This is a genomic window from Salinicola sp. JS01, assembly GCF_030284585.1.
GTDB lineage: Bacteria > Pseudomonadota > Gammaproteobacteria > Pseudomonadales > Halomonadaceae > Salinicola.
Genome location: NZ_CP127244.1, coordinates 629,613 through 642,222 on the forward strand (window position 1 = coordinate 629,613; position 12,610 = coordinate 642,222).

Annotated in this window: 5 protein-coding genes; all 5 read left to right on the plus strand. The window is 64.6% G+C overall.

All coding sequences use genetic code 11. From position 1 onward, the window contains the following. Positions 1 to 32 precede the first annotated feature (32 nt). Complete coding sequence (locus QO259_RS03055) at positions 33 to 737, plus strand: HAD family hydrolase (protein ID WP_285951745.1); 705 nt, start codon at positions 33 to 35, stop codon at positions 735 to 737. Between the two features lie 82 nt (positions 738 to 819). After that, entirely contained in the window at positions 820 to 2,775 is a 1,956-nt protein-coding gene (locus tag QO259_RS03060) for a sensor histidine kinase (protein ID WP_285951746.1), read from the plus strand. Continuing rightward, entirely contained in the window at positions 2,772 to 3,479 is a 708-nt protein-coding gene (locus QO259_RS03065; protein WP_285951747.1) for a response regulator transcription factor, read from the plus strand. The genes QO259_RS03060 and QO259_RS03065 overlap by 4 nt, the downstream gene beginning before the upstream one ends. A gap of 265 nt (positions 3,480 to 3,744) precedes the next feature. Next, positions 3,745 to 11,031 (plus strand): ESPR-type extended signal peptide-containing protein, encoded by a 7,287-nt coding sequence (locus QO259_RS03070; protein WP_285951748.1) that lies wholly within the window; start codon positions 3,745 to 3,747, stop codon positions 11,029 to 11,031. 242 nt (positions 11,032 to 11,273) lie between these two features. Further along, on the plus strand, positions 11,274 to 12,551 hold the full coding sequence (locus QO259_RS03075; RefSeq protein ID WP_233076824.1) for an Nramp family divalent metal transporter: 1,278 nt from the start codon (positions 11,274 to 11,276) through the stop codon (positions 12,549 to 12,551). Positions 12,552 to 12,610 lie beyond the last annotated feature (59 nt).

Genomic DNA, 12,610 nt, shown 5'->3' on the forward strand with positions numbered 1-12,610 from the left:
GCCCTTTTCCGCGACCGCTACGGGAGTTCCGCTTGGCCACTTCATCCGCTTCTTCGGCGCAGCAGCCCAGCGCGCTGGCCATCTTCGATCTCGACGACACGCTGCTCGACGGCGACTGTACCCATCTCTGGCTCGAATGGGTGATCGCCTGCGGCTGGGTCGAGGAGGGCGAGGCGCTGCTGGCGCGCATGCGCGAGCAGGACCTTCAGTATCACGCCGGCACTTTGGACATGACCGAGCACCTGCGCTTCACCCTCGGCCCGCTGATCGGTCGCCAGCGCGACACGGTGCGAGAGCAGGTCGAGGCGTTCGTCCAGCGCGCGGTGGCACCCAGGCTGATGCAGGGCGGGGTCGAGCGGCTCCGAGAGCACCGCGAGCAAGGCCATGCGACCCTGGTGATCTCGGCCTCGATGCATCATCTGGTCGAGCCGATCGCGCGTTTCGTCGGCGCCGACGGGGCGCTCGCCACCCTGCCCGAGCTGGATGCCGAGGGGCGTTTCACCGGCGAGCCCACCGGCATCCATACCTATCAGCAGGGCAAGCTCGACGCCTTCGCCGAGTGGCTCGAGGCCCACGACACCGGCTTCGCCGAGGGTTGGGAAACCTGGGGCTACAGCGACTCCTACAACGACCTGCCGCTGCTCGAGTTCGTCGACCATCCCCACGCCACCCAGCCTGACGCCCGCCTGCGGGCCACCGCCGAAGCGCGTGGCTGGCCGATTCTCGAGTGGCGTTGATGCATACGCCTGCGACCGTGAGCGAACTCGGGAGCGAGGATTGACTCGCGGTAGACGCGGGGCCTGGCACGCGCTTTTTGCCATGCGCTACGTATGGCGCTCTTTACTTTTCTGCACACTGATGGGGGGCGCCCTCCTCACGCCACTGTCGGCCGTGGCCGCCCCGCTCTGGCTGGGCAGCGATATTCCCTATCGCGTCTGGAGCGATCCCAAGGGACGGCTCTCACTGCGTGAAGCCGTGCCCGAGATCGCGCGTCACGGGACACTTGCGAGAGAGGTGCTATCGCGGGGCTATACCCGCGAGGTCGTGTGGCTGCGATTTACCCTCGCGGCGGACGCTTTCGATGGCGCACCGCTATGGCTGGAGATCAAGCCCAACTTCCTCGATGACATTCGTGTCTACTATCGTCCGCTGTCGGGGGATGGCTCTTGGCGCCAGCGACGTGTGGGTGACACGTTTGCGGCGCCCAGGGGCGATCTGGATTATCGCTTTCCCATCCTGAAGATGCCCCCGCCGCCGAGCGCGCTGGGCTATGAGGTCGTGATGCGAGTCGCGACTACCAGCTCCCTGCTGCTGCGGATCGGATTCTGGCAGCCAGAGGATTTCACGGCTCATGCCACGCGCTCGTCGGCCTACTATGCCTTCTATTTCGGGCTCGCGGGTCTCTCGACGCTGCTGGCGTTGGTACTGGCGATCCTGCTGCGCAATCGCCTGCTCTGGTCGGTGGCCTTCATGGCCATTCCCTATGCCATGATGGCCTCGATAGAGGGATTCGTGGCCTGGTCGCTGCCCGGGGCGGGTATCCTGTTTCAGCACTATCTGATCAGCGTGCTGGCGCTGCTCATGTCGGCATCCCTGCTGTGGATGCCGGTCGAGGCGATCGCGCTGCGCGAGCGCGTGCCGTGGCTCTATCGACTGTTCGTCGGCGCCTGCTGCTTGAGCTTGCCGCTGATGCTGAGCATACCTCTCGGTTTCTACAGTCAGGCGATTCGTCTTCAGACCACGCTCCACTTCGGTATTGGCTTGCTCTTTCTGATTTACTGCCTGCGTGTCTGGATCAAGGAGAGGTTTAGGACGCTCTCCTTCGCTCTGAGTGTCGGGCCCTTCGTCGTCACCGCTTTGACGCTTTACGGCCTGCTGGTGCTGGCAGGTTGGGTGCCGTTCAAGATCGTCTTCTACCGTGCCTGGCAATATTCACTGGTGATCAACATGCTACTCGTCATGGGCGTGGCCGTTTATCAGGTGCGTCAACAATACCGCGAGGCCAGAGAGAAAAAGCTATTGGCCCGGGATCTGAGAATCGAACGCGAAGCGAGTTTCAATCAGCGTCAATTCATGGGGATGGTCGCCCATGAATTTCGAACGCCTCTGGCGGTGATTGCCGGCTGTCTGGAGAACTTGCGTTACGCGACCGATCTGGCGCAGGCACGTCAGCGATACGCACGCATCGAAAGAGCCAATGATCGGCTCGTTCAGTTGACCGATAACTGTCTCGTCGATGCCCGTCTCGACGCGGAAAACCTGCACCTCGACCTCCGGCCGGCCGATCTGTTGGAGATCGTGCATTCGGCGGTGGCACTCATCCATTTTTCCGATAATCACGCTTGCCAGCTCGATCTCGATCTCGATCGCAGCGCACGTGTCGAAGCGCAGGCGGATGGGCTATACGATGAGCGACCCTGGATCGATGCCGCCCTGATGCGCATAGCGCTGTCCAACGTCATCGACAACGCGGTGAAATATAGTGCCAGCGGCATCATCCGGGTCGAGTGCCGGCGCGTGGGAACTTCGTTCACGCTGGCGGTGGAGGATCACGGCGAAGGGGTCCCCGCGGACCGGGTCGATATCATCTTCGAACGCTATCGCAGAGTCGATTCCGCCATCGATACGCGGCGCGGATTTGGTTTGGGACTGCATGTCAGCCGTCAGATCGCACGTGCTCATGGCGGTGAGTTGGTGCTGGCGAGAAACACGACGTCAGGCTGTCGCTTCGTGTTCACGATACCCTGGAATGCGACAAAAGGAGGTCGAGCGTGATCGAGTCGCTACCCAGAATTGCGGTCGTGGAGGATAACGAGGATCTCCGCGAAGAGCTGCTGTTCTATCTGAATCACAAGGGATTCCCAGCCTGGGGAACGGGCAGCGCGGAGTCCTTCTGGAAGCTGCTGCATCGCCATGAGGTCGACATCGTGCTCGTCGATCTGGGGCTGCCGGGGGAGGATGGGTTCAGCATCGTCCAATTCCTGAACGAGCTGGGAGGCTATGGCACGATCGTGATCACCGCGCGGGGAAATCAGCAGGATCGACTACGCGGACTCAATCTGGGGGCCGACCTGTTTCTGGTCAAACCGATCAACTTCGCGCAGCTGACAGACGCTCTGGTACAGCTGAATCGACGGCTCAAGCAGGGTGGGGCCATCGAGTCTCGCGATGTCGAGGCCGACCGACAGGGCTGGTCACTGTCGCCCTCGGGCGAGCGCTTGCTCGGGCCTGGTGGCAGGACACTGTCGCTCTCTCGCCAGGAGAGCGCACTGCTATCGATTCTGTTGACGTCGACGCACCAGGTGTTCACGCGTCAGGCGCTGCACGATCTGATGTTCGAACATGCCTCGGAGTCCGACCTGCATCGCATTGACGTGATCCTCAGCCGCCTGCGGCAAAAAGCGCGACGAGAGGATGTCCTCATTCCCATCCGTACGATCTTTGGTCGCGGTATCGTTTTCGCCGGCGATACGCCTTAGCGCTCGCATCCAGGCACATGGGGGCGGATCGCGTCGCTCGAGAGCACCCCCATGGCCGCTCATGCGAACGAAACGCACGGCAGGAGTCTCCTGAAGTCACCCAAGATTGCGAGTGAGTCGGCATGATATTTCTGGTTTTTACCGATATTCGACGTCAAATACGCTGCATGTGAGAGTTCTGAGAGAATCGAGACTGACTGTCACTATTCGTTACGTGTGACGCTCCGCCGCGGGGAACCATAAATCGTGGTGGAGACTGTTGGTCATGAATCGAATCTATCGAGTCGTCTGGAATCACAACAAGAAAGCCTGGCAGGCGGCATCGGAGGCAAGCCGCGCTCGCCCGAGATCGGGAGCCAGCCGGAAGGTATCGATGGCTAACAACACGTCTCGAGTGGCCAGTGGCGTCGGTCTGCTGATGACCTGGCTGGTGGCGAGCCCGGCTGCCTGGGCCGAGCAGTGCTCCTCCATTCCCTACAATGTACAAAGTCATTGCACCCTCGATGAGAACCAGAACGGCGATCAGGTCATTGCCTGGAACGCCGGTGGCACCGACTATACCGTCACCAATACGGTAGCCCAGACGCGCAGGCTGAGCGCAGACAAAACGATATACGGTCTCTATTACTTCATCGGTGGCGGCACGCCGACGCGCGACAAGCATCCCGCTGGCTATTCCGGCGGCATCTTGACCATCAACAATGGGGTAGCCGACAAAGACGGCAATATCATCAACGATAGCGCCACTATCCATATCAGTGGCGACCGCTCTGGCAGTAACAACTTTCCAGAACAGGTCTTCGCCATTCGTGCCCAGGGCAATGGCAGCAGCGGGGTAGAACCGGACGATCAGGGTGCCGATGGCGGCCGCGGTGGCGACGGCGGTTTCATCACGATCAATAATTATTCCGCCATCACTATCGAGGGCAACGCCGACTTCGGTGGTATCGGCATGGTCGCGGGGCTATTTGCCCAGAGTAAGGCAGGTAACGGTGGCCCCTTCAACAGTGCAGTGTTCGGCGATCAATTGAGTGGCAACGGGGGGGACAGCAAGACCGTGACCGTTCTCAACCGGGCGCCCATCACCATCGGATCGTCAGCCGATTCGTTCGAGGGTAGCGACCTCGCGCGGGTGATCAGTGCCGAGTCGATCGGGGGGCGGGGTGGCGATGGTGCGGATGGCACGGGCCAGGCGGGAGCTGGTGGGACCGGCGGTGTTATCAGCGTGGTCAACCAGGGGGATCTCGCGCTGTATTACCGCGAAACTGGTAATGGCGCCTATGGCGCTCAGGGGATATTCGCACGCAGTAATGGGGGTAATGGCAGCAACTCGGAGGACAACAGCGATCCCGGCGGTAAGGGTGAAGATGGTCGGGAGATCACCATCGACAACCGCGGCGACATCACCTTGGTCAAGACCGGCAATACCGCGCTGGGTAGCTACGAGTCTGCCGGCATCCTGGCGTTGTCCCACGGGGGTGACGGGGGCCGCTCGTCCGATGATAAAGCGGGAGGCATAGGTGGTGCGGGTAGCGCTCAGCGCAATGCCGGATCAGACGATACTGCCGGCGTAACAACGGTCGGCCATGCCGCCGGCAGGATCGCGGTGTCCGGAGACAACGTGAGCGGCATCGTCGCACGCTCCTATGGTGGCAATGGCGGTAACGGTAACGGCAATAGTCAATCCTCGGGAGGCAAAGGCGGCTACGGTGGCAGAATCCAGCTCAACCTGACCGAGGCGGGGGCTGTCGAGACGGCGGGTGACCGTGGTTACGGGCTGCTGGCACAGTCGATCGGCGGTATCGGTGGCAGTGATGCAGGAACGGCTGGCAGGGGCGGCAACGGTGGCAGTGTCGGTGTCTACGCGACCTCGGGTACACATATCGAGACGCAAGGCGACTACGCCGCCGGTATTACGCTGCACTCGGTCGGCGGTGGCGGCGGTACCGGTGACGATTTCGTCAAGGTTCTCTTCGGTAGTGGCGGCAATGGCGGCAACGGCGGCAATGCCGAGAAGGTGACCACGACCAGTGGCGCCGATATCACCACGCATGGCGATCATGCTTACGGCTTTTTGGCACAGGCCATCGGCGGTTCTGGTGGCACCGGGGGAACGGGCGTTGCCGTGATCGCGCTGGGTGGCAATGCAGGTGGTGGAGGCAGCGCGGCAGATGTCGAGCAGAACAATACCGGACAGATCACCACGACCGGTGATTACTCGATCGGCGTGTTGGCCCAGTCGATCTCGGGCGGGGGTGGCGCGGGAGGAAGCTCCGGCGGCGCGGTCACAGTGGGCGGTGGCGCCGGGGGTGGTGCCAACAACGACAGGACAGCCTACGTCACCAACAGTGGCGATATCGTAACGTCGGGTCAGGCAGCCTCGGGTATCGTGGCCCAGGCGATCGGTGGCGGCGGTGGCATCGGCGGCGGCGCCGCGGGCGTTGCTGTGGTCGGCGGGAGCGGCAGTGCCGGTGGCTATGGCGGCAAGGCAGAGATATTCCATGTCGGAGGCGAGGTGGCCACCCGGGGCGATTCCGCCTACGGCCTCGTGGCGCAGTCGATCGGCGGCGGTGGCGGGAACGGAGGCAATGTCTTCAATCCCTCTGTGGGTGCCGGTGTCGGCATCGGCGGTTCGGGTAGCGGCGGAGGGAAGGGCAGGACGGCGTGCGTCACCAATAGCTATAAGGGCTGCGGTGGTCTTCCGAGCGTATCGAATCCCGGGGGCGATAGGACCGATCCCGACTCGGCGGCACCGCAGAGTACCGGAGGCAGTGCGATCAGTACGGCTGGGGCGTTTGCGCACGGTGTCATCGTGCAGTCGGTCGGTGGGGGCGGCGGTAACGGTGGGGATGTCGCGGGGGCATCGGCGCTCAGCGTGGCCACGGTCGCCGTCGGTGGTAGCGGGGATGGCGGCGGCGCCGGGGGCGCGGCTAACGCCGATTTTCGTCAGCTCACGCTGACCACCACGGGGCAGCAGGCCAAGGGCATCATGGTGCAGTCGATCGGTGGCGGCGGCGGCAATGGCGGCAACGCCCTGTCGGTCGACGCAGGGACGCCGATCGCGATCCAGATTGGCGGCAGCGCCAAGGATGGCGATATCGATGGCGATGGCGAAAGCGACGCCAACGACGGTGGTGCCAGCCAGCTCGACCTCTACGATAGCGTGGTCACCACGCGTGGTGCGAATGCGGGCGCTCTGCTGGTGCAGTCGATCGGCGGCGGCGGCGGAACCGGCGGCTCGGCGAGCGGCTACGATGTTTCCGTGGGACTGACGCTGGATACCGCCTTGGGTGGTACCGGCGGTGCTGGCGGTCACGGTGGCAAGGCGACGGCGCTGTTGACCGATAGTCGTATTCAGACTGGCTTTGGCGCCGACGGCGCTGCGCTGGGGGTCGATGCCGCCTCTGCCCATGGTATCACGGTGCAGTCGATCGGCGGCGGCGGCGGTGCTGGCGGCGGCGCGGTGGCAGACGCAGTCAGCGTGGCAGTGCCCACCGGTGAGGGCGCCTCGCTGGCGGCTTCCGCGGCCACCGCACTGGGGGGCCGTGGCGATATCGGGGGAGACGGCGGCGAAGTCAGCGTCGAACTTCACGGCAGTAGTCTGGTGCAGACCGGTGGCGATGGCGCCCATGGCCTGCTGACGCAGTCGGTAGGCGGTGGCGGCGGTGATGGCGGTAGCGCTTCGAGCATGGCGGGTACCATCGGTATCCCCGATACCGACTCCATCAGCCTATCGACGGCGCTGGGCGCTTCCGGCGCTGGTGGTGGCATTGGTGGGTCGGTCCACGTCTGGCTGGCCGACGCCGCCTCGATTGCCACCTGGGGAGACAACGCCAACGCCGTCCTGGCTCAGTCGATCGGCGGTGGCGGCGGTGATGGCGGTGTCGGCAACGCGGGAAGCAAGCAGATCGGTGGCGGTGTCAGCGTCGATGCCGATATTGGCCTGGGGGGCGCTGGCGGTAACGGCAGTCGTGGCGGCGAGGTCGCACTCTCTTTGGCCTCGACCACGCATCTGCAGACTCGAGGATCGGGGTCGCGAGGCTTGGTGGCGCAGTCGATCGGTGGTGGGGGCGGCACCGGCCAGGGCGGTAATCTCAGTCTCGGTATCGGCTTCTCGGTCGGCGGTAGCAAAGCCGACGAGCCAGACGCCGAGACCCTGTCTACCAGCGAGGAAACCGACTCGAGTGATAAGGACCCAACGGAGATCTCGCTCGCGTTTGGCCTTGGCGTGGGCGCCAAGGGCGGCAGCGGCAGCACTGGCGGCAATATCGTCTCCAAGAACGGTATCAATGCCACCATCGATACCCAGGGGGGCGATGCCGATGGCGTGCTGCTGCAGTCGATCGGGGGCGGCGGCGGTCTGGCCGGCTCGGCTGGTAACGACTTCGCCGACGGTGATCACGATGGCAGCGAAGGTGACCCGGCAACCCTGAGCGTGGTGGCGGCCATCGGGGGTAGCGGCGGCACTGGTGGTCGCGGGGGCGACATTGGGGGCGATACGGCCTTGAGTTTCAACGCCACCGTGACCACACGAGGCGATTGGGCCGACGGCATCGTCGCGCAGTCGATCGGCGGCGGTGGCGGGGTCGGCGGTAGCGCGCTGGCAGCGGGGGCCAACGCCATGGTGGATTTGGACATGGCCGTGGGCGGTCAGGGCGGCTCTGGCGGCGATGGGGGGAGTGTCAATGTCTTCTTCAACGATCTCGGTGGCCGCTCGCATGTGACCACCTTGGGCTACGCGGCACACGGGGTACTGCTGCAGTCGATCGGCGGCGGCGGTGGCCAGTCCAGCGAGGGCTCCGAGCAGGCCGGTGGGCGTATCTCCGTGGGGGGAAGTCTGGGTCGCACCGGCGGACCAGCCGGTGATGGTGGGGCGATCACCGTGGGCAACGGCAGCTTCCTTCGCGTGGACACGCAAGGTGACGATGCCTACGCCATCATGGCGCAGTCGATCGGCGGGGGCGGCGGCATCGGCGGTAGCGGCAGCTCGAGTCAGTCGGACAAGCTGCTGGATCTCGACTTGGAGGTGGCCGTAGGTGGCAGCGGCGGCGCTTCCGGCGATGGTGGTCGTATCGATCTTCACACGGGCGCGCGCATCGGGACCCTCGGCAAGCGCGCTTTCGGGATTGTCGCACAGTCCATCGGTGGCGGCGGCGGGGCCGGCGGAGCCGCCGATACAGATAGTCTGTTGAGCGTACAACTCGGCACCAAGGCCAATGACGGGACCAGCGGTGACGGGAAGGACGTGGGCGTGACGCTCACGAGCGGGCAGATCGTCACCCAGGGCGAGGGTGCTCACGCGATCATCGCCCAGTCGGTGGGCGGCGGCGGCGGCATCGCCGGCAACATCACCGGCAATGTCATCTCGACCAGCCGGCCAGGGTTCGGTGACGGCAGTGGGCCCGAAGGTGACGGTGGCCATGTCCAGGTCGACGTCAACGGTGACATCGCCACGTCAGGCGTTGGGGCCTACGGTATCATTGCGCAGTCGGTCGGCGGCGGCGGCGGGCTCTACGGCGGTGGGGATGGCGTGCTGCACGCCGGCGCCACAGGCAATGCCGAGGCCTCCGCGCGTAATGTGGACGTCACTCAGAAAGGTACCCTGGCCACCCTAGGCACCAACGCCTATGGCATCTTGGCCCAGTCGATGGGGTCACGCTATAACGGCCGGATCAGTGTGAACGTCGATGGACAGGTCGTGGGTGGCAGCAAGAACGGTACCGGCGTCGCGTTCAGTGAAGGTCAGAATAACGTGCTCAATGTCGGTTCCGGGGGCAGCATCAGCGCTGGCGGTGGAAGCGACGGCACGGTCCGCGGTTCGGCAGTACTGTTCGTTACCCAGGCCTCCTATCTGCCGACTCTTGCGATCCACAATGAGGGTGCCATTTACGGTGGCGTTCTTGCTTACGGCGGCACGCCGAGCACGGATGGCGGCGGCACGGTGTCGATGAACATGGCGCCGGCGAGCGCGCTGTCGACGAATATGGCCAGCGCTGCCCGGGTGACCTCACTGGCGCTGCTGGCAGCGCCGCCCGAACCCAGCATTCAGTTCGACAACGCAGCCGGGGCAACCTGGTTGCTGGACAAGGTGTCGCAGGCGGACCTGGTCAACGCCGGAACGGTAGGTGTGCTCTCCTCTGCGGGAAGCGCTGGTAACACGGCCACGCTCGAAGGCGATTTCGAGCAGACCGAGAGTGGGCGAGTGAGTGTGGCTGCCGACTTCGAGCGGGGTATTGCCGACCGCCTTGAGATTCAAGGCAACGCCAAGCTCGCAGGTGAGTTGCAGGTGCTCGCCGCGACACTGGCACCGACCCAAGCGCTCGAGGTGTTCAGCGTCTCGGGCGGCACGACCGGTACGCTCGAGGCTGCTGATACCCCGGCAGTCGATTTCAGCAGTGAAATCGTCGGCGGCAGGGCACGAGTTAAGGTAGCACGCACGCACTTCGATACCGCTTTCGCCGACCTCGACGCCAACCAGCGCGCGGTAGGCGAGCGGCTGGACGCGCTGTTTGTCGACGGCGCGGGCAACGGCTTTGCGTCGCTGCTGGGGCAGGTCAATGCGCTCTCCATGAATGCCGATGGGGGTGACAGCTATGCGCGAGGACTGGCATCGATGTCCATGGGTAGCGCGCAGGCGATAGCGGCGGCGCAGACGCTGCAGACGAGTAGCTGGCTGGATGATGCCATGAGCTGCGGTGCGCGCGCTGGTGCGGTGGTGTCGCAGGATGGCGACCACTGCTACTGGGCGGGTGTGGCCGACGCCAATATCAGCCAGGCGGGGACCGGCGGCTATCGTGGTGACGTCAGTGGTATCGGCTTCGGTGCCCAACTCCGAGTCGCGCCACAGTTGACGCTCGGTGTGACCGCGGGCGGTGGCGATGCGGATCTGAAGGGGCGGGATGGACTCTCCAGTGCCGATGGCACCTCGGGCTACGCGGGCGTATCGCTGACCCGTGATATCGGTAACCTGGCGTTGTCGGTCGGCTTGACCGGGAGCTATGGAGAGTACGATACCGAGCGCCACATTCGTGTTCCCGGCTATGTGGCCACGGCTCGCGGCACCACCGATATCACCACCGTCGGCGCGCGACTGCGCGCGGCCTATACCGCCTCGCTCGGGGCCGCCTATCTGAGGCCGAAGCTCGATCTCGATCTGGTCCATGTGCGGGCCTCTGGTTACGACGAGAGCGGTGCCGGGATTCTCGATCTCGACGTCGAAGAGAACAGCCAGACCGCGCTGATCACGACGCCGGCGCTGGAAGTGGGGGCCGGTCTGGCACTGGGTGAAGCCTGGACGCTGTCGGGATTCGGCGAAGTCGGGGTCAGTCTCTCCAACGCCGACGACTGGCAGAGCCGCGCCGAGTTCAGAGGCGCCGAGGCGGGGTCGGGCTTCACCTCCAGCGTATCGATGCCCGATACACTCGGCCGCTACGGAGCAGGCGTGTCACTGGCCAACGATAGCGGCTTCGAGGCGCGTATCGAGTACCGTGGCGCTTCCGGCGATGGCTACGACAGTGACGGAGGCTTCTTGAAGCTGTCGAAGCGGTTCTGATCGTCCGATCGATAATCCCCGCCAGCGGGGAGGCATGCGAGGGCGCCGGTAACGGCGCCCTTTGCGTTGCGCCGGCGCCTATCACCGCCATTTATCACTACCATTGGAACAACTCATCGCACGGCCCCGTTGCGCTTTCGATAACTCGGGTATATTTTGTCAACCATGGTTTAACTTGATAACCCGGGCGACAAAGCGCTGATGGCGCGGGCTCGCCCGGCCGTCGATGTCCCGAGGTCAGCGTGTTCAACAGTTTGAGTGACGCCCGCGCGGCACGCGCAAACCCGTCGGCGCCGGCACGGCAGCGGTCGCTGGTGATGCGTTTCCTGCCCTTTTTCGGCCCGGCGCTGATCGCCGCGGTCGCCTATATCGATCCCGGCAACTTCGCCACCAACATCGAGGCCGGCTCGCGCTACGGCTACACCCTGCTGTGGGTGGTGCTGTGGGCCAATCTCATGGCGATGCTGATCCAGACGCTGTCGGTGCGCCTGGGGCTGGCCACCGGGCGCAATCTGGCGGAGATGATCCGCGAGCGCTATCCGCGGCCGCTGGTGTGGTTCTATTGGGTCCAGGCCGAGCTGGTGGCGATCGCCACCGATCTGGCCGAGTTCCTCGGCGCGGCGCTGGCGTTCCATCTGCTGTTCGGGCTTTCGATGCTCGAAGGCGCGCTGCTCACCGGCGCGGTCACCTACGCGGCGTTGACCATGCAGCGCTACGGTTTCCGCCTACTCGAGGTGATCATCGGCAGCATGCTGCTGGCGGTGGCAGCGGGATTCATCGCCCAGATCCTGATGGGGCGGCCCGATGCCGGGCCGGCGCTCACCGGCATGCTGGTGCCACAGTTCCCGGATGGCTACGCGGTCTTCCTGGCCGCGGGGATTCTGGGTGCCACGGTGATGCCCCACGTCATCTATCTGCACTCGTCGCTGTCCCAGCGGCGCATTCCGGCTACCACCGATGACGAGCGCAAGCGTGCGATGCGCTTCTACCGCTGGGACGTGATCATCGGCATGGGCGTGGCCGGGGTCATCAATCTCTCGATGCTGGCGCTGGCGGCGGCGGTGTTCTTCGACAGCGGACGCACCGGCGTGGCCTCGATCGAGCAGAGCTACCAGCTGCTGGCGCCGCTGATGAACCGCGAGCTGGCGAGCACGCTGTTCGGTTTCACCTTGCTGCTGGCGGGGCTGTCGTCATCGATCGTCGGCACCATGGCGGGGCAGGTGGTGATGCAGGGCTTCGTCGGTTTCACCATCCCCATCTGGTTGCGTCGGCTGTTGACCATGCTGCCGGCGATCGCGGTGATCATGCTCGGCCTGCCCGAGCAGCAGGTGCTGGTGGCGAGCCAGGTGGTGCTCAGCTTCGGCATCCCCTTCGCCCTGGTGCCGTTGATCCAGTTCACCGCGCGCCGCGGGGTGATGGGCAATCTGGTCAGCCGGCGCTGGGTCACGCTGCTGGGTTGCGTGGTGGCCGGGGTGATCATCCTGTTGAATGGTTATGTGTTGGCCTTCGAGTTGCTGTAGGCTCTCTACGTGCCGTGAACGGGCGGTGCCGCCGGTGCGTGACCGTTCACCCCATTCGA

Bases quoted from the DNA above. Each gene is read 5' to 3' on its own strand.
- QO259_RS03060 (WP_285951746.1), top strand. From the start codon at position 820: ATGCGCTACGTATGGCGCTCTTTACTTTTCTGCACACTGATGGGGGGC.
- QO259_RS03070 (WP_285951748.1), top strand. From the start codon at position 3,745: ATGAATCGAATCTATCGAGTCGTCTGGAATCACAACAAGAAAGCCTGG.